This window comes from Thermomonospora cellulosilytica, from assembly GCF_014138835.1.
Classification (GTDB): Bacteria; Actinomycetota; Actinomycetes; order Streptosporangiales; family Streptosporangiaceae; genus Thermomonospora; species Thermomonospora amylolytica.
Map to the genome: position 1 here is coordinate 1,234,027 of NZ_JACJII010000001.1, position 17,913 is coordinate 1,251,939.

Below are 17,913 nucleotides of genomic sequence, written 5' to 3' on the forward strand. Positions count from 1 at the left end.
GACCCCGCCGGGGACCATGGGGGTTCGACCGACGACTCGCCGCTGGAGAGGGATGAGCGACGCCGACCGGGCGGAGGAGCGGGACACGGTGGTGGACTACCGGTTCTCGCTGGCCAACGAGCGGACCTTCCTGGCGTACGTGCGCACCGCCCTGGCGTTGAACGCCGGTGCCCTGGCCGTGGTGCAGCTCCTCCCGGACGTGGCGACCGCCGGATGGCGGCGGGTCGCCGCGGTGATGCTGGCCGTTCTGGGCCTCGTCGTCGTCCTGGCGGGCTACCGGCGCTGGTCGGCGAACGAACGGGCCATGCGACGCGGCGAGCCGTTGCCGGACTCCTGGCTGACCCCGATCCTGGCGGTCGCCGTCACCGTGGTCTCCGCCGTGGTCGCCGTCCTGGTGATCACCGGATGACGCCCCGCATCGCCGACCCCGGCGCGCAACTGGAACGCACCGCACTGGCCTGGCAGCGCACGTCGCTGCTGATCGCCGTCAACGGAGCCCTCCTCACCCGGGCGGTCCCCGGCCTGGGCCCGGCCGCCGTCGCCATCGGGATCACGACGATGGCGATCGCCGCGCTCATCTGGCTGGCGGCCGCCCGGGGCTACCGCCGAGGCCGCGGCCGGACGGCCGCCGGCGTCCTGACCGTCCACGCCCGAGCGACCCGCGCCCTCACCGCCGTCATCTGCGTGATCGCGATCCTCGACCTGACCGCCGTCCTCCTGCACGACTAGGTCGTGTTCCTGGATCTCGGAATCGTCGTGGCGGGCCGAGGACCGCCTGACCGACGCCGGCTTCTCCTTACCGGCCCTGGTCGGCGCCTACCGGCTGCGGGGAACCCGCCACGGCCGATCGGCCACCGGCGGGAGATCAGACGGTGATGGCGACTTTGCCTCGGGCGTGGCCGTGCTCGACGTAGCGCAGCGCCTCGGGGACCTCGGTGAACGGGTAGGTCCGGTCGATGACGGGTGCGATCTGTTCCCGCTCCATGAGCTCGGCCAGGAACCGCAGGTCCGTGGAGTTGGGCTTCCAGCTCACGGAGGCGATGCGCTGGCTGACGAAGGGGGAGGCCAGCGCCCCGCGGAGCATCTGCGCCGCCGGGCCGAGCAGCCCGCCGCGGGGCGAGGCGATGCCGCCCACGATCACGAGCGTCCCACGGGAGGTCAGGGGGCGCCGCAGCTCCGCCAGCGACCGGTCGCCCACGATGTCCATGAGCAGGTCGTAGCGGCCCTCCCGTGCGGTGAAGTCCTCGCGGGTGTAGTCCACGACGTCGTCCGCGCCCAGGGAACGGACCAGTTCGAGGTTGCGGGTGCTGCACACGCCGGTGACCTCGGCCCCGAACGTCCTGGCGAGCTGGACGGCGAACGTGCCGATGCCGCCGGAGGCCCCGTTGACGAGGACCCGCTGCCCGGCGGAGATCCTCCCCGCGTCCCGCAGCCCTTGCAGCGCGGTGTGCGCGGCCATCGACACCGACGCCGCCTGTTCGAAGGTGAGGCGGGCGGGCTTGACGGCCAGCCTGTCGTGCGGGACGGCGACGGTCTCGGCGAACGAGCCCAGCCGGACCTCCCCGAAGACCTCGTCGCCGGGACGCAGTCCGGTCACCTCGTCGCCCACCCGCTCGACGACGCCGGCGAGGTCGGCGCCGAGGACCAGGCCCGGTTTCGGCCGCCGCAGGCCGATGCTCAGCCGTACCAGCTTCGGGTGGGCCCGCATGTGGCGCCAGTCGTAGGGGTTGACGGAGGCCGCCCGCACCCGCACGAGCACTTCGTCCCGGGCGATGTCGGGTTCGTCGACGTCCTTGAGGGTCAGCACGTCGGGCGGTCCGTAGCGGTCCCAGCTCCAGGCTTTCACGGCGTCTTCCTTTCGGTGGGCGTTCACATCCGGGGTGAGAGGGGTCGGCCGGGACGACCTGAACGGACTCGGGCTCCGGCTCTCGTGGGTGCTCGTCGGCTCGGACCCGGTGTGACTCCCTTGGGGCCGGTGTCCGCCTGCCGCTCCTCGATCGGGTCGTCGTCGTACGGCGTAAGGCTGTCGTACGTTGTAAGATTCTCGTACGTCGTAAGGTTATCGTACGACGTAAGGGAGTCAAGGGTTGCAGCGGAAAAGGGTGTGCTCGGTGACCGAGGGTGACTGGCGTCCGGCGCGCTCAGTCGCGTCCGGAAGGGGTCACGAACCGGCGGCGCGGCGCCGTTCCAGCCCCTCGAGGATCAGGTCGAGCGCGAACTCGAACTCGAACTGGTCGTCGCAGAAACCCAGGGTGCCGTCCGGATCGTCGTGCACGGCGTCCGCCAGCATCCCGACGATGTTCGGGAACCGGTCGGCCATCTGCTCCATCATCGCGGCGGCCTCGGCGTTCGCGGTCCGGGCTCCGTCGGGCCGGAACAACTCCTGGGTGAACCCGAGGGCGCGGCTGCCCAGGACGTGCAGCGCACGGTGGGCCAGGTCGAAGGAGAACCCGCCCGCCCGGAGGATGGCGACGACGTGGTCGTAGTAGGCGATGACGGCCGGGCTCGTGGTGGTGCGGGTCTCGAGCACCCGCGGGGCCCAGCGGTGGCGCAGGAAGACCTCCCGGGCGGCGAGGATCCGCGCGCGCAGCGCCGCCTGCCAGTCCTCTTCCGGGGACGGGGCCTGGACCTCGTCCACCGCCGCCATGATCTCCTCGAGGATCACCTCGACGACGCCGTCGAAGACGGCCTCCTTGTTGGCGACGTGGTGGTACAGCGACATCGCCTCGGCCCCGACCTCCTGCGCGAGCCGGCGCATGGTGAGCGAGGCGAGGCCGTCGCGGTCGGCGAGCTCCACGGCGGCGCGCAGCACCCGCCTGCGGCTCAGCGGAATACGGGGCCGCTCGGTCAGCTCGTCGGCGTCGGTCCGTGGGGTCATGGATCTTCCTCCCGACGCACTCTACCCGTACGCGGTAAGTCTCCCCGGCCCAAGCCAGGCGGCGTCGTCACTGGTCACGCGACGGAACCCGGGCGACGGTGCCGGACGGGAGGCGCGCCGGGTGCGACGAGGGCGAAGGCGGGACTGGCCGGTGTCGGCCGACACGACCGGTGACCGCCCCGGATCCGAATATTCCTTGACGGCTATATTTCCAGATGGAAATATAGCCGTATGGAGACCGCAGTGTGGAACGCGCTGGCCGACCCGCACCGGCGCGCGATCCTCCACCTGCTGCTGGAGGGGCCGCGCCCGGTCGGCGAGCTGGTCGAAGCCTGCGGCCTGAGTCAGCCGGGCACGTCGAAACACCTGCGGGTGCTGCGCGAGGCCGGTCTGGTCCGGGTCGTGCCCGATGCGCAGCGCAGGCTTTACGTGCTCGAACCCGCCCCGATGGCCGAACTGGACGCCTGGCTGGCGCCCTACCGGCGACTGTGGAACAGCAGCCTCGACGCGCTGGGCCGCCGCCTGGACGCGGGCGATGCGGAGCAGGGCGATGACGACCCCGGCACGGCGCCGGAAACCGACGAGCGAAAGGGCGCGGACCAGCCATGATCACCACCAACCCCGGCACCTACCTGGAACTCGACGACGGCCGCCCCGCGGTCCGCTTCCAGCGGGTCTACGACCACCCGATCGAGAAGGTCTGGGCCCTGGTCACCGAACCGGACGAACTGGCCCACTGGTTCCCGTCCCCCGAGGTCGCGCTCGACCTCACCCCGGGCGGTGCCGTCACCTTCTCCGGCGACCCCAACATGCCCGGGTCCACCGGGCGGATCATCGCCGTCGACCCGCCCCGCCGGCTGGCCTTCACCTGGGGCGACGACGAACTGCACTTCGACCTGGAGCCGCTCGGCGACCACCGGACCCGGTTCACCCTCACCAACGTCCTGGGGGCCCGGAACACCGCGGCCCGCAACGCGGCCGGCTGGGACGTCTGCCTGTCCGCCCTCGACGCCCGTGCCGTGAACCGGCCGACCGAGGGCCCGGCCGCCACATGGGACGACCTCTACGGCAAGTACGTCGCCGCCGGCATGCCCTCCGGAGCCCCCATCCCCGGCAGGGACTGAACCCACGGCGTGACGAACTCGGCCCACACCGCCGCCCTTCCGCGGTGGTGGTGCCCGCGCCGCCGTGGTGCACAACGGCGGCGACCCGCTGGAAGAGCGTCCGGTGATCGACCTCGCCGACGGACATGCGGTCGGGGCCGTCGTCCATCGGTGACAGGCCGGCCCAGCCGCGGGACACGATCGCGCGTCGTCCCAGCGCACGGGCAGCACGGATGATCATTTGCGGAATCGGGGGCCGCGGGCGTTCGCGTCGTTCGATGACGGTGGGGCGTTCGGCGGCCCGGCCGTGCGGATGCTCAGCGGACCGCGTGGCCGTTCGCCGCGTCCCGGGATGGGCGGAAGTCGGCGGCGTGGTCGCGTGCCCACTCGCGGAACGTGCGCGCCGGGCGGCCGGTGACCTTCTCGACCGTCATCGTGACCGGCTCGGGGTGATCGACCAGGGTGGCCCAGTAGGCGAGGGCCTGTTCGGCGCCCGCCTCGCCCATGAAGGCGGCCACCTCCTCGCGGGCCTCCTCCAACGGCTGCTCCTCCCAGCGCAAGGGGCGGCCGATGGTCTCGCCGATGATGCGGACCTGCTCCTCCTGTGTGATCGCCTCCGGGCCGGTGAGGACGTACTTCCGCCCCGCGTGCCCGTTCTCGGTCAGCGCCCGGACCGCGACCGCCGCGATGTCGGCCTCGTGGATGAGTGAACGCGCCGCCTTCCCGTACGGCGCCCGCACCACGTCACCGGTCTTGATCTGGTCGGCCCACTCCAGGGTGTTGGCGGCGAACCCGCCGGCGCGCAGGAACGTCCACTCCGCTCCCGACCGTTCCACCAGGCGCTCGATCTCGCCCCAGACACCGCCGTCCCCGGGTGCCGCCCGGTCGTCCTGTACGACCGACGAGGACAGGTAGACGATGCGGGGCACGCGCTCGGCGACGGCGTCGACCACCGGTGCCGCGCCCTCCGCCGTGAAGGAGGGCCACAGCAGGAACACCGCGCCGACGCCGTCCAGGGCGGCTTCCCATGACGCGGGGTCGGTGAGGTCGCCGCCGACGACCTCGACCCCGTCCGGCAGCCCGGCGATCTCCGGGCGGCGGGTCAGCGCGCGGGTGCGGACGCCGTTCTCGATCAGCAGGGAGACCACATGACGGCCGACGTTCCCGGTGGCGCCCGTGACGAGGACGATCGTGTTCTGCTCGGTCATGGAGCCCATGCTCGATCCTCAACCTGAGTCGAGGTCAATCCCGGCCGCTCCGGCCCGTCGGGAGAAAACGCGACATTCCGCCCTCCGTGCGGGCGCGGTGGGTGGATCATGGTGCGGTCGCGTCGGACCGTGGAGGAGCCATGAGCTTGCGGGACCACCTGTGGCAGGCCGGGGAACGGGCCTTGGACGCCATCCCGGAAAAGCTCCGGGCCGACATCTACGTCGTCTCGTTCCGGATCTCGCACGGCGAGCACTCGATCCGGATCGACGACTTCGACTACCCCTACGACCCGTACCTGGCGATCGGCTACAACACCGAGGACCACTTCCAGCGCATGGCCGACGAGACCTCGGTCGACGCGGCCGAGGCGCGCTGGAGCTACGCGTACATGCTGCTGGAGGAGGCCCCGCCCATCGGCCACCACCCGGACGACTCCGCCGGCACCGACCTCTACCTCGCCGAGGTCAGGTCGCTGGGCCTGTGGTACGACCACACCGGGGACCTCTCCGAGGAGGAGATCGCCGAACGCGGCCAGGCCCTGGCCGACCACTTCGACGACCTCGTCATCGACCTCGCCCGCCACCTCCACGACAGCGGGCGCATCGAGAAGGTCTTCGGCCGCCGGATCCCCGTCGTCGTCTTCGACATGTTCCGCCCCATCGAGGGCGAGGCCACCCGGGCCGCCAACCCGCCCGAGCTGATCACCGACTACCTGGCCTACTACCGGGAGGCCGAGGGCGTCACCGAGGACCGGTGACGTCGGGGAGGAGCTCGGCCGGCAGGGCGCGCAGGTCGCGTCCCCCTTGGGGCCGGGTGGCGGCAGGTGGGCGGAGCCACTTCGCGACTCGCGGTGAATCGGGCGATGTTCGGCGGTTGGGGCCGATAGCGTCCGTGTATCACGGCTGCGAGTGATCTTCGGAGGCCGCGGCCGTCGTGGTGTCCGGTTGGTGGACGTGCTGAGACGAGGAGCGCTCATGGCCTATGACCTGGGTGGGCCGGTGCGGGTCGCCGTCATCTACTACTCGGCGACGGGAACGGTGTACGAGCTGGCCAAGGCGGCGGCGGTCGCGGCGGAGAAGGCCGGGGCCGAGGTGCGGCTGCGCAAGGTCCGGGAGATCGCGCCGGACGAGGTGGTCGCGGCCAACCGGATGTGGCTGGAGCACGTGGAGGCGACCCGGCACATCGGCGAGGCGACGCTGGAGGACCTGGACTGGGCGGACGCGCTGCTGATGGGGGCGCCCACCCGGTACGGGGCGCCGGCCGCCCAGTTCAAGCAGTTCATCGACGCGACCGGGCCGCTGTGGGGGCGGGGACGGCTGATCAACAAGATCGCCTCGTCGTTCACCTCGACGGCCACCGCGCACGGCGGGCAGGAGTCGACGATCCTGGCGCTGAACAACACCTTCTACCACTGGGGCGCGATCATCGTGCCGCCCGGTTACGCCGACCCCGTGCAGTTCCGGAACGGGAACCCGTACGGCACCAGCCACACCTCGCAGAACGGGGAGATCCCGCCGGGCGAGGTGCAGCTGGCGGCGATGGAGTTCCAGGCCCGGCGGGTGGTGGAGGTCGCCCAGGCGTTCAAGCGGGGACGCGCCGGCTGAGCCGCGGAGCGCGTGACGGGCGCCGGGGCATGCGCTACTGTGTTCGAACCGGTCGAACACAGGTTCGACGTGCGGTGCCGTGCCGTGGGGGCGGCAGGGCGGCGCGACGCACCGGTCCACCGGCGGATGCGGCCGCCGGGCCGCGGGACGGACCAGCGAGCACACACGCGACGAGGTGGCCATGCCGACCAGCGCGCAGGAGCGGGCCCGGTGCCGGAGTGCGCGGCGGCACGCGACACGCCACAGCGCTTTCTACGGAAATCTACGGCCGCAGCTATATCGGCTCATACGCTCCGAGAGCGTGGACCCCGTGCGCAACCCCTACGCCCCCGGCGCCGGGCAGCGGCCCCCCGAGCTGGCCGGTCGCGACCGTGAGCTGCAGCAGTTCGAGGTGGTGCTGGAACGGGTGGCCCGCGGCCGGCCCGAACGCAGCATGATCATCACCGGGCTGCGCGGCGTCGGCAAGACGGTGCTGCTCAACACGTTCCGCTCGATGGCCATGCAGAAGCTGTGGGGCACCGGCAAGATCGAGGCCCGCCCCGAGCAGTCGATCCGCCGCCCCGTCGCCGCCGCCCTGCACATGGCGATCCGCGAGCTGGCGCCCCGGCACCGCGCCCCCGAGCGCATCGAGTACTTCCTCGGCGTGCTCAAGTCGTTCGCCCAGGCCGGCGAGGAACCCGGCGGCAAGACCCGGGCGCGGGCGCACCGCTGGCAGCCCGGCATCGACGTCCCGGCGGTGCGCGGCCGGGCCGACTCCGGCGACCTGGAGATCGACCTGACCGAGCTGTTCGTGGACGCCGCCTCGGTGGCCACCGACCTCGGCGTGGGCATCGGCCTGTTCGTCGACGAGATGCAGGACGTGCCCGCCGACGACGTGTCCGCGCTGTGCGCCGCCTGCCACGAGCTGTCCCAGGTCGGCGGCCCGCTGATCGTGGTCGGCGCCGGCCTGCCGCACCTGCCCGCCGTCCTGTCGGCCAGCAAGTCCTACTCCGAACGCCTGTTCCGCTACGCCCGCATCGACCGCCTGGACCGCGAGTCCGCCGACCAGGCCCTGCTGGCCCCCGCCGAACGCGAGGGCGTGACGTTCACCCCCGAGGCCCTCGACGCCCTGTACGAGGCCGCCGACGGCTACCCCTACTTCGTCCAGGCGTACGCCAAGGTCGCCTGGGACGTCGCCCCCGCCAGCCCGATCAACGCCGAGGACGTCAGGGTCGCCGCCCCCGAGGCCGAGAGCGAGCTGGCCGTGGGCTTCTTCGGCAGCCGCTACGAGCGGGCCACCCCCGCCGAGCGCGACTACATGCGCGCCATGGCCATGCTCGGCGACGACCCGGTCCCCACCGCCGCCGTGGCCGAGGAGCTGGGCCGCAAGCCCTCCAGCCTCTCCCCGGCCCGCGACGGCCTCATCAAGAAGGGCCTCATCTACAGCGCCGAACGAGGCATGGTCGCCTTCACCGTCCCCCACTTCGGCCAGTTCCTGCGAGCCCAGCCCGCCTGACCCGGCACGCTCGCAGCCGTCTCTACCGGTGTCTACGGCAATGCCTAGACACCGCTAGAGAGTCCTCGCCCGGCGCGCCCATCGCGAAATCTAGAACGATCTAACCCTGCCCCTAGAAAACCCTAGATTCCCCTATCCGCCTGCACCGGGTCCTCCTGAACGCCAGGAACGCGGGCGGGACGCGTGTCAGCGGGGGGTGAGGAGTTCGTTCGCCGGGGTGGTGGTGTCGGCGGTCGACGCCGGAGTGTCCGAGGCGGTCGGATGCGACGAAGTCTCGTCGGAACGCAGGGGTGCGGCGTCCTGCGCCGGGCTCTGGGACGCCGGGGCCGGGGGGTCTTCGGGAGGCAGGACGGTGGCGTGGACGGTGCGGTCGTGGGCCGCGGTGGAGACGGCGAAGACGACCTCGGCGTCGCGGGTGGGGTAGGCGAGGAAACGCCAGCAGCCCTCGCGCCAGACGTCGACGGGCTCCTGGGCGGTGAGGGCGGGACGGTGGTGCCGCCACTGGGGGCTGCGGCGGAGGCGGGAGAGGGTCTCCGGCAGCGGGCTCGGGCGGCGGTCGCAGGGGACCGGGGGACGGCGGCGACGGCGGAGGAGTTCGGCGGGTTCGGGGGAGACGGCGGCGACCAGGGCCAGTTCGGCCGTGAACACCAGCCAGGTCTGCCAGGGGCCGCCGGCGGCGATCTCCAGGGCGGTGCGGGCGCCGCCCAGCGTGCCCAGGGCGGCCACGGCCAGCAGGGCGGCGCGGACGACGGAGCGGCGGCCGACGGGTTCGGTGCTGAGGTCGCCGAAGCAGCCGCAGCCGGCGTCGGGGGTGCGTTCGCGGAGTTCGGCGACGATCCAGGTGGCGGCCACCATCAGCAGGGCGGCGGCGATCCGCACGGCGGGGTGCGGGGTGACCACGAGCGCCGCCGCCAGCAGGCATTCGGTCAGGGCCAGGGCCACGGTGGCCGGGCGGCTGTGGCGGAGGGCGACGGCCCAGTGCGGCTCGGCGGCGGGGACCGGGACGCCGTGGATCTCGGCGGGGCGTTCCGGAGCCTTCGCCGAACGGGACAGCAGCTTGGCCGCCCCGGAGAGCGCCAGCACGGTGGCCAGCAGCAGGACCTGGGCGTCGTGGAGGAGGTCCATCGTCACGTCCCCTCGGGCCGGGAGCGCACGGCGGTGGCGGTCAGGTCCAGCCGGGCGTTGAAGCATCCGGCGTCCAGGTCGCCGCCCAGGTCGACGAACGCCTCGGGGGTCAGCTCCACGACCCGTCCGCGCGGCGAGGTGCCGCACTCCACGCAGCGGTCGCAGTAGCGGGCGGCGACGCAGCCGCATTCCACGACCGGCACGGCGGTGGAGCGGCCGGTGCACTCGTTGTGCACGATCAGCTCGCTGCCCTGCGACAGGTACGGCAGCGGAGCGCAACCGGGCGGGGCGTCCGCGCAGCCCCCGGCGTGCCCCTCCGGATCGACCGCCGGGTACGCGGCGCCGCGCGCCGCGCCCGCGTCGGGGTCGGAACGGAACCACGTGGCGGTCCCCTGCACGGTCGTCGGCGAGGGGGCGTCCACGGCGGCCGGAGTGATCCGCTGGGCGGGCTGCGAGGTTCCGGGGCGCACGGCGCGCGGCCCGTCCGGGGACCGGACGCAGATCACGTCCATCAGCTCCCCGGGCTCCAGCCGGGGATGGCGCACCAGGATCCGGTGCAGCACCCGGTCGGGGATGGCCACCTCGGCGGAGCCCCGGTGCGGCCCCTGGTCGACCTCGACGGCCCGTTGCGAACGGTCCAGGATCGTGCCGGTGACCCGGGTGATGTCCACCCACACGCGCTCGACGCCGGGCCCGTCGGCGCTCGGCCGGACGATCGCCTCCCGGCCGGGGACGAGCGCGTGCAGCCCGGAGCGGCCGCCGTACCAGATGGACGTGGTGGGGGTCAGCGGCAGCCGGATCGGCTCGCCGCCGGTGTCCAGGACGAGGACGTGCGGGCTGGCGTCCACGATCGTCCCGCGCACCGCGGTGGGCTCGGCGGGAACGGAACCGGCGGGCGCGGTGCGGCCCGGGGTGAGGCCCAGGGCCTGGCCGGCGCGCCGGCGCCGCCGTGTCGCGTCACGGTGGGGCATCGGCGCTCCCAGAGTGGTGTGTAGCGGCATCACAAGTAAGAAGGTCGGTTAAGAGTCACCCGTACCGGCCCGGCTGTCGACCGATATGTCGGACTGGGTGGGTCACCGGGATGAAGTTCACAGTACCGGGGTGGAGGATCCCCCTCCGGGTTGACCCGAATATGCCGTTTTTGTTGGTCCATAATTACGATCTTCGTGTCAGGGTCGGACGAGACGGCACACCCGTGCCCCGGCCCACCTGGACGGTCCCGACGAGCACCGGGCACGACCGGCGCGGGTCCCGGGGAACGGGCACGCGCAATCCCCTGGGGTCGGTGATCAGTGAACAGGGCGCACGACGAGGAGTTCCACCGCTACGTCGCGGCCCGCGGGCCCGCGCTGCTGCGGGCGGCCATGCAGCTCACCGGCGACCGGGGCGAGGCCGAGGACCTGCTCCAGGCCGCGCTGGTCAAGACCTACCTGGCCTGGGAGCGCATCAACGACCGGGGCTCGGTGGACGGCTACGTGCGCCGCGCCATGGTCAACACGCAGATCTCCTGGTGGCGGCGGCGCAAGCTGGAGGTCTACCCCACCGACGTGCTGCCGGACCGGCCGGTCGACGACCACACCCGGCGCAGCGAGATGCACGACGCGCTCGGCCGCGCCCTGGACCGGCTGCCCAGGCGCCAGCGGGTCGCGGTGATGCTGCGCTACTACGAGGACATGCCGGAGGCGGAGATCGCCGAGGTGCTCGGGGTGAGCATCGGAACGGTCAAGAGCACCGTCTCCCGCGCGGTCGCCAAACTCCGCGACGACACCGCCCTGGAGCACGACTTCGCCGAGGTCCACGCCATCGACACCGACTCCTGACCCGCGTGGGGCGGGTCCCCGGGGCCGGAACGCGGGAACCGAGGACCGGGCGGCGACCCGCCGTCCGGTGGTGACGCCGCACCGCCGCGCACGGCCGGGACTGTGCGCGGCGACCAGCCGGGGGACGCCTCCACGGCGTCAAGTGTGTTCCGGCGGCCTACTGACATTCGCGTTGCGGCGTTCGACAATCCGAGCGGAAGATCCGCTCTGACCTGGAGGTCGCGCCGTGTTGAGCACGATGCAGGATTTCCCGCTGACCATCGCCTCGATCCTGCGCCACGGTGTCGAGGTGTTCGGCACCGCCGAGGTCGCCACGTACACCGGCGAGGGCGTCCGCCGCCGGTCCTACGCCGAGGTGGGGACGCGGGCGGCGCGGCTGGCGGCGGCGCTGCGCGGCCTCGGAATCGACGGGGACCAGCGGGTGGCCACGTTCATGTGGAACAACGCCGAGCACATGGAGGCCTACCTGGCGGTCCCGGCGATGGGCGCGGTGCTGCACACCCTGAACATCCGGCTCTTCCCCGAGCAACTGGTCTACATCGCCGACCACGCCGAGGACGAGGTCGTCATCGTGGACGGCTCCCTCATCCCGCTGCTGGCCGGCGTGCTCGGCGAGATGAAGACCGTCAGGCACGTCATCGTGTCCGGCGAGGGCGACACCGCCCCCCTGCGCGAGGCCGGCAAGCAGGTCCACGACTACGAGGAACTGCTGGCCGCCCAGGACCGCGTCGCCTCGTACCGCGACTTCGACTGGCCGGAGGTGGACGAACGGTCCGCCGCCGCCATGTGCTACACCAGCGGCACCACCGGCAACCCCAAGGGCGTCGTCTACTCCCACCGTTCCTCGTGGCTGCACTCCATGTCGGTGTGCACGGCCAACGCCAAAGGCCTGAGCTTCGCCGACAAGGTGCTGCCGGTCGTGCCGATGTTCCACGCCAACGCCTGGGGCATCCCGTACGCGGCGATGATGGCGGGCGCCTCGATCCTGATGCCGGACCGGTTCCTGCAGGCCGAGCCGCTGTGCCGGATGATCGAGACCGAGCGCCCCACCATGTCCGCGGCCGTCCCCACCATCTGGAACGACGTGCTGCGGTACGTCACCGAGCACGGCACCGACCTGTCCTCGCTGCGGCTGATCACCTGCGGCGGCTCGGCGGTGCCGGAGGCCCTGATGCGGGCGTACCAGGAACGGGGCGTGCGGATCATCCAGGCGTGGGGCATGACCGAGACCTCGCCGCTGGCCACGATCGCGCACCCGCCGCTCGGCGCGGACGGCGAGGAGCAGTGGCCGTACCGGGTGACGCAGGGCCGCGCGCTGGCCGGGGTGGAGGCCCGCGTGGTCGGCGAGGGCGACGTGGTGCTGCCCAAGGACGGACAGGCGGTCGGCGAGATCCAGGTGCGCGGCCCGTGGATCACCGGGGCGTACTACCGGGACGAGGATCCGGGCCGGTTCCACGACGGCTGGCTGCGCACCGGGGACGTGGGAACCATCTCACCCGAGGGCTACATGGTGCTCACCGACCGGGCCAAGGACGTCATCAAGTCCGGCGGCGAGTGGATCTCCTCGGTGGAACTGGAGAACCGGCTGATGGCCCATCCCGACGTGATCGAGGCGGCCGTGGTCGGGGTGCCCGACGAGCGCTGGCAGGAGCGTCCGCTGGCCACCGTGGTGCTCCGCGAGGGCGCCGCCGTGACCGCCGCCGACCTGAAGGAGTTCCTGGCCGGGCAGGTCGCCAAGTGGCAGCTCCCGGAGCGCTGGGCGTTCGTCGACCAGGTCCCGCGCACCAGCGTCGGCAAGTTCTCCAAGAAGACCATCCGGCAGCAGTACGCCGACGGCGAGCTGGAGGTCCTGCGCGTCGACTGAACGTCCCGTCCGGAGGCGACTCCCAGGCCCCCGAATCCCGGCTCGGCCCATCTCGCTCCGCTGGCGCTCCGCTGCGGCTGGCTGAGCCGGACCCATATCTGTGATCTTGTGGTGCCTGTGTCGGAATTGGTGTAAGCAAGGGGTTCCGTAGTGTTGTCGCGGCCCCCGGAAGGGAGGCCCCCTCACTGCCGAGGGGGGAGTGAGCGAGCGCATGCCAAGGTGGTCAACTTCCCGGCCGGACGTCGATCGTCGACTCGTCCAGGGGCTGCAGTCGGGCGGCGGCACGGCGCTTGGCGTGCTCTACGACACCTACGCCGAGGCGCTGTACGACTACTGCCTGTCCATGGTCGCCGACCCCCGGGCGGCGGGCGACATCGTGCACGACACGTTCATCGACGCCCACCGGCGGGCGGCGCGCATGCGGGACCGTTCCCTGCTGCGGGTCTGGCTGTACGGCGCGGCCCGGCGGCGCTGCCTGCAGCGGGGCCGCAGCCGGGGCCTGTCGTGGAACTGGGCCAGCGGGTCGGCCTGGCTGCACGAGGTGGCCGCCGCCGACGCCGGGGTGACCGCCGGCGAGGTCCGCGAGCTGGTCGACGCGGCGCTGGGCCGGCTGGACTTCGCCGACCAGGAGATGCTGCTGCTGACGCTGCGGCACGGGATGGCCGCCGCCGAGGTCGCCGTCGTGCTCGGCCGGCCGGCCCGGCGTTCGGCCGCCCAGGTGGCGCGGGCCCGGGAACGCGCCGAGGCGGCGGTCCTGCGGGAGCTGCGCGCGATGTCGCGGCGCTGCCGGGCCGGCACGGCGCCGGTGCCCGCGGTGGACGCCGCCGAGGCGCCGGGCGAGCTGGCCGACCGCACCGCCGAGTTCGCCGAGTTCGCCGAGACCGCCCCGGAGCGCCGGGAGGCGGCCGCCTCGTCGCCGGCGGACGTCCGGGTCGCCCCGGTGCCGGGCGGGCGCAGGATCGAGGATCCCCGGGCCGGCGTGACCCGCCGTCCCCCGGCCGGCGGCGACTCCGGCCGGCCGTCCCGCGACCCGGGTCCGCGCGGCGGCCGGCGGCCGGGCGGCACCCGGCGTCCGGCCGGCGACCGCCCCGCGCACCGGACCGGCCGCCGCCGGCGTCGCGGCGCCGTCCCGCCGGCCGACCCGGAGCTGGCCCGGCACCTGGCCGAGTGCGCCGAGTGCGAGCGCCGCGACCGGGCGTCGGCGGCCGTGCTGCTGGTGCTGGCCCCGGCGCCGGTGCTGCCCGCCGCGCTGCGGCACCGGGTGCTGCACACCGCCACCGACCCGGAGCTGGCCGGGCACCGGGCCGACATCGCGGCGCGCGGCGGCGCGCTGACCCCCGAGGGGATGCCCCGCCAGCCCGACATGCCCTCCGGCTACACCCGGCGCTGGCTGTTCGTCGGCGGCGGCTCGGCGGGCGCGCTGCTCACCGCGCTGGTCGCGATCATGCTGATGAACCCGGTGAACTCCGAGATCCGGTTCCCGTTCGAGCCCAAGCCGCAGCCGTCCATCGGCGACACCCGGGAGGAGGCCAAGGACCGCCGGAACGGCGGTGATCCCCCGCAGGCCGCGCCGGGACCCGGCGGATCGGGCGGGCCGGGCGGGCCGCCGATCGCCCCGGAGACCGGCCGGCACACCGGCCAGGACCGGCCGGCCGACCCGGACCCGTCCAGGCCGGGCGAGCCGAGGACGCCGCCCCCGGGGCCGGGCGAGCTGGCGGTCGGGCCGAACGAGGTGACGGTCGACCGGGACGGCGCGGTCATCACGCTGCGCGCCGAGGACGGGCCGGTCGCCTGGACGGCGGAGCCCTCCACCGACCGGCTGGAGCTGTCGGTCTCCGAGGGCGTGCTGGCCGCCGGCGCCACCGCCGAGCTGGTCGTGCGGTTCAAGGGGCCGGAGCTGCTGCGGATGCCGGGCGAGGCCGTGGTCGACGTGACCGACCAGCAGGGGAACGTGCGGCAGATCCGGGTGCAGTGGCCGCTGTCCCTGCTGTGATCATGTGATCAGCGGCCGGCCTGCTGCAGGTGGTCGCGGATCAGCTCCAGCCGGGCGCCCAGCGCCTCCTGCGCCCGGGCCTCCATGGCCCGCGCGATGAACGGGTCGACCACCATCTTCACCAGCGGGCGCATCCGCCGGACGATCGCGGCGAGCTGGGGGATCTCCTCGGCGCCGGGCGCGGCGGCGGGCATCCGGTCGAACACGTGCTCGTTCACCAGGTTCACGAACCGGCCGGCGATCACGTCACAGTCGGCCCGGATCTGCTCGGCGATGTCCAGCACCGCGTCCAGCGGGATCCCGGCCGCCACCAGTTCGGCGCCGACGTGCAGCAGCCGGGGGCTGGGCACCCGGTAGTGGTCGCCCTCCGGCTCGATCAGGCCCAGCGCCACCGCCCGGTCCAGGAACCGCGCCACCTGCTCGTCGTCCAGCCCGGCGCCGAACGTCTTGACCAGTTCCTCGACGGTGACCTGCCCGGGCAGCTCGTCCGACCAGGGGTCGGTGAGCACCTTCTCCAGCCCGAGCACCTCGCTGACGTCCTTGCCGTGCTCCCAGGCGACCAGCAGCTCCTTGATGATCGCGAACGTGTAGCCGCGGGCCAGCAGCTGGCCGATCAGCCGCAGCCGGGCCAGATGGTTGTCGTCGTAGTAGCCGACCCGGCCCTCCAGCCGGGGCGGGGGGAGCAGGCCGCGGTCCTGGTAGGCGCGGATGTTGCGGACGGTGGTGCCGGCCTTGTGCGCCAGCTCGTCGATCCGGTACTCGGCCATGCCGCGCCACCCGCCTCTCCCCGTCCTGCAGGATCTTACGTTCCCTATTGTGACATCGTGCGATGACACGGTTTCTTGCTCAGGGTAAGGGCGGGCGGCGCCGCACGGCGCCCGTTCCGGGATGTCAGTCGATCACCTGGGCGATCTCGCGCCACTCCCGGCGGGTCAGGGCCGCCGGGTTCTCGGTGACCACCTGGAGCACCACGTGGTCGGCGCCCGCCGCGTGGTGCTCGGCGATCCTGGCCCGGACCGCCTCGAGGCCGCCGATCGCGAAGCAGGCGTCGATCAGCCGGTCGCTGCCGCCGTCCCGCAGGTCCTCGTCGGTGAAGCCGAGCCGCTCGAGGTTGTTGCTGTAGTTGGGGAGCCGGGCGTAGCCGCCGTAGTGCTCGCGGGCGATCCGGCGGGCGTTCTCCCGGTCCTCGTCCAGCACGACCTTGACCTCCGGGGCCAGCAGCGGGCCGTCACCGAGGATCTCCCGGGCCCGGCGGGTGTGCTCGACGGTGATGAAGTACGGGTGCGCGCCCGCCGCCCGGTCCCGGGACGCGGCGAGCATCTTCGGCCCGAGCGCCGCGAGGACCCGTTCCTCCTTCGGCACTCCGCCTTCGTCGAGCGCGTCCAGATACTCCGTCATCGCCGTGTACGGGCGGCGGTAGCGTTCGCCCACCAGCGCCCCGTGACTCACGCCGAGGCCCAGGAGGAACCGGCCGGGGTGGTCCTTGGTCAGCGCGAGGTGCTCGGCGGCGACCTCGGCCGCCGGGTGGTCCCAGATGCTGAGGATCCCGGTGGCCACCACGATCCGGGAGGTCGCCTCGATCAGCGGCCGGGCGTGCCCGACTCCGGGACTGGCCCCCAGCCAGATCGCGCCGTAACCGAGTTCCTCCAGTTCGGCGGCGGCCTCGAGGATCTCCCCCCGGGCCGCGGGGTCCTCCGACCGCAGTCCGACGTTCCAGATGCCGACACGTCCCAGTTCCATCGCCTGACCTCCAGCGGCCGATCGTTCGGTGTCATCGGACGCCAACCGTGCCCGGTCCCCCGCCATTCCGCGCCGCGGACGCCGGTCGGCGCGTGCCGCACCGGCCGCGCACGCCTGCGCGGCCCGGAACGCGCAGGAGTTCAGCGGTCCGATTTCCGCCTGAAATGCCCGTCCGGCCGACGCCGGAATCGCCGCCCCGCCGCGCCGTAGCTTCGTTTCGCACGCCTCGCACGGGGCCTGCCGAAAAGAAGGGAAACGTTCATGGACATGCGGCTTTCCGGCAAGGTCGCCGTCGTCACCGGCGCCTCCAAGGGCATCGGCCTCGCGGTCGTCCGCACCCTGCTGGACGAGGGCGCGAAGGTGGCGGCCGTCTCCCGCAAGAGCACCCCCGAACTCGACGCCCTCGCCGGCCCGGATCTGCTCCACGTACCGGCCGACCTGATGCACCCCGACGCGCCCGCGCAGATCGTCGCGCGTGCGGCCGAGGCGTTCGGCGGCCTGGACGTCCTGGTCAACAACGCCGGAGGACCCCCGCCGGGCGTGACGCTGCCGCGCACCTCGTTCCTGGACGCCGGCGAGCAGGACTGGTACGCGGTGTTCGAGCTGAACCTGTTCGCGGTCGTCCGGATGGTCCGCGCCGCCCTCCCGCACCTGCTGGAACGGCGCGGCGCCATCGTCAACGTCTCCTCCACCAACGCCCGGCAGCCCTCGCCGATCAACGTGGACTACTGCGCGGCCAAGGCCGGGCTCACCAACCTGACCAAGGTCCTGGCGGAGGAGTTCGGCCCGCAGGGGGTCCGCGTCAACACCGTCTCCCCCGGCCCGGTCCGCACCCCGTGGTGGACCGACCCGGGCGGCGTGGCCGACATCATCGCCGAACGCGCCGGCACCGACCGCGACACCGTCATGGATTCCGCGGTCCCCCAGATGATGGGCCTGACCATCGGCCGCCTAGTCGACCCCCAGGAGGTCGCCGACGCCGTCGTCCTGCTGGCCTCCCCCCGCTCCGCCGGAACGATGGGCGCCGATGTGGTGGTCGACGGCGGCATGCTGAAGTCGATCTGACGGTTCATTGCGGTGTG

Annotated in this window: 18 protein-coding genes; 11 read left to right on the forward strand and 7 right to left on the reverse strand. The window is 73.1% G+C overall.

Annotated features, from left to right (window positions below; genetic code table 11):
* Positions 1-52: 52 nt before the first annotated feature.
* Together HNR21_RS05985 and HNR21_RS05990 are read left to right on the forward strand one after the other, a co-directional pair.
* Positions 53-409: a YidH family protein gene (locus HNR21_RS05985; RefSeq protein ID WP_182704391.1), complete on the forward strand. Its 357-nt coding sequence runs from the start codon at positions 53-55 to the stop codon at positions 407-409.
* On the forward strand, positions 406-729 hold the full coding sequence (locus HNR21_RS05990; RefSeq protein ID WP_119726451.1) for a DUF202 domain-containing protein: 324 nt from the start codon (positions 406-408) through the stop codon (positions 727-729). Before HNR21_RS05985 ends, HNR21_RS05990 begins: the two co-directional genes overlap by 4 nt.
* 136 nt (positions 730-865) lie before the next feature.
* On the opposite strand, the gene HNR21_RS05995 is transcribed toward HNR21_RS05990, so the two are convergent.
* Positions 866-1,846 carry an NAD(P)-dependent alcohol dehydrogenase gene (locus tag HNR21_RS05995; RefSeq protein ID WP_182704392.1) on the reverse strand — a complete coding sequence of 327 codons (981 nt, stop codon included), beginning with the start codon at positions 1,844-1,846 and terminating at the stop codon, positions 866-868.
* Positions 1,847-2,161: 315 nt separating this feature from the next.
* Positions 2,162-2,878, reverse strand: coding sequence for a TetR/AcrR family transcriptional regulator (locus tag HNR21_RS06000; protein WP_182704393.1), 717 nt, complete (start codon positions 2,876-2,878; stop codon positions 2,162-2,164).
* 231 nt (positions 2,879-3,109) lie between these two features.
* Here HNR21_RS06000 and HNR21_RS06005 point away from each other — a divergent pair, with 231 nt between their 5' ends.
* A complete protein-coding gene (locus HNR21_RS06005; RefSeq protein WP_182704394.1) occupies positions 3,110-3,487 on the forward strand; it encodes an ArsR/SmtB family transcription factor in 378 nt (125 codons plus the stop codon).
* Complete coding sequence (locus tag HNR21_RS06010; RefSeq protein WP_182704395.1) at positions 3,484-4,002, forward strand: SRPBCC family protein; 519 nt, start codon at positions 3,484-3,486, stop codon at positions 4,000-4,002. The genes HNR21_RS06005 and HNR21_RS06010 overlap by 4 nt, the downstream gene beginning before the upstream one ends.
* Positions 4,003-4,298: 296 nt before the next feature.
* On the opposite strand, the gene HNR21_RS06015 is transcribed toward HNR21_RS06010, so the two are convergent.
* Positions 4,299-5,189, reverse strand: a complete 891-nt coding sequence (locus HNR21_RS06015; protein ID WP_182704396.1) for an SDR family oxidoreductase — start codon at positions 5,187-5,189, stop codon at positions 4,299-4,301.
* 140 nt (positions 5,190-5,329) lie between these two features.
* Here HNR21_RS06015 and HNR21_RS34595 point away from each other — a divergent pair, with 140 nt between their 5' ends.
* The 3 genes from HNR21_RS34595 (at position 5,330) to HNR21_RS06030 (ending at position 8,289) form a co-directional block, all read left to right on the forward strand.
* Positions 5,330-5,947, forward strand: coding sequence for a hypothetical protein (locus tag HNR21_RS34595; RefSeq protein ID WP_220500051.1), 618 nt, complete (start codon positions 5,330-5,332; stop codon positions 5,945-5,947).
* A 217-nt stretch (positions 5,948-6,164) separates the two neighbouring features.
* A complete protein-coding gene (gene wrbA / locus HNR21_RS06025; RefSeq protein WP_119726456.1) occupies positions 6,165-6,794 on the forward strand; it encodes an NAD(P)H:quinone oxidoreductase type IV in 630 nt (209 codons plus the stop codon).
* Between the two features lie 301 nt (positions 6,795-7,095).
* Entirely contained in the window at positions 7,096-8,289 is a 1,194-nt protein-coding gene (locus tag HNR21_RS06030; protein ID WP_182704397.1) for an ATP-binding protein, read from the forward strand.
* Positions 8,290-8,475: 186 nt separating this feature from the next.
* On the opposite strand, the gene HNR21_RS06035 is transcribed toward HNR21_RS06030, so the two are convergent.
* Entirely contained in the window at positions 8,476-9,414 is a 939-nt protein-coding gene (locus HNR21_RS06035) for a MauE/DoxX family redox-associated membrane protein (protein WP_182704398.1), read from the reverse strand.
* Between the two features lie 2 nt (positions 9,415-9,416).
* Positions 9,417-10,385 carry a hypothetical protein gene (locus HNR21_RS06040; protein ID WP_246441991.1) on the reverse strand — a complete coding sequence of 323 codons (969 nt, stop codon included), beginning with the start codon at positions 10,383-10,385 and terminating at the stop codon, positions 9,417-9,419.
* Positions 10,386-10,706: 321 nt separating this feature from the next.
* Here HNR21_RS06040 and HNR21_RS06045 point away from each other — a divergent pair, with 321 nt between their 5' ends.
* The 3 genes from HNR21_RS06045 (at position 10,707) to HNR21_RS06055 (ending at position 15,091) form a co-directional block, all read left to right on the forward strand.
* Positions 10,707-11,234 carry a SigE family RNA polymerase sigma factor gene (locus tag HNR21_RS06045; protein WP_182704399.1) on the forward strand — a complete coding sequence of 176 codons (528 nt, stop codon included), beginning with the start codon at positions 10,707-10,709 and terminating at the stop codon, positions 11,232-11,234.
* A 238-nt stretch (positions 11,235-11,472) separates the two neighbouring features.
* Complete coding sequence (locus HNR21_RS06050; RefSeq protein WP_220500573.1) at positions 11,473-13,098, forward strand: long-chain fatty acid--CoA ligase; 1,626 nt, start codon at positions 11,473-11,475, stop codon at positions 13,096-13,098.
* A 295-nt stretch (positions 13,099-13,393) separates the two neighbouring features.
* The gene (locus HNR21_RS06055) at positions 13,394-15,091 is read left to right on the forward strand and encodes a sigma factor (protein ID WP_182704401.1); all 1,698 of its coding nucleotides are present in this window, start codon (positions 13,394-13,396) and stop codon (positions 15,089-15,091) included.
* A gap of 8 nt (positions 15,092-15,099) precedes the next feature.
* On the opposite strand, the gene HNR21_RS06060 is transcribed toward HNR21_RS06055, so the two are convergent.
* On the reverse strand, positions 15,100-15,858 hold the full coding sequence (locus tag HNR21_RS06060) for a MerR family transcriptional regulator (protein ID WP_119726462.1): 759 nt from the start codon (positions 15,856-15,858) through the stop codon (positions 15,100-15,102).
* 124 nt (positions 15,859-15,982) lie between these two features.
* A complete protein-coding gene (locus HNR21_RS06065; protein WP_182704402.1) occupies positions 15,983-16,831 on the reverse strand; it encodes an LLM class F420-dependent oxidoreductase in 849 nt (282 codons plus the stop codon).
* A gap of 261 nt (positions 16,832-17,092) precedes the next feature.
* Here HNR21_RS06065 and HNR21_RS06070 point away from each other — a divergent pair, with 261 nt between their 5' ends.
* On the forward strand, positions 17,093-17,896 hold the full coding sequence (locus HNR21_RS06070) for an SDR family NAD(P)-dependent oxidoreductase (protein ID WP_182704403.1): 804 nt from the start codon (positions 17,093-17,095) through the stop codon (positions 17,894-17,896).
* The last annotated feature ends 17 nt before the right edge of the window (positions 17,897-17,913 follow it).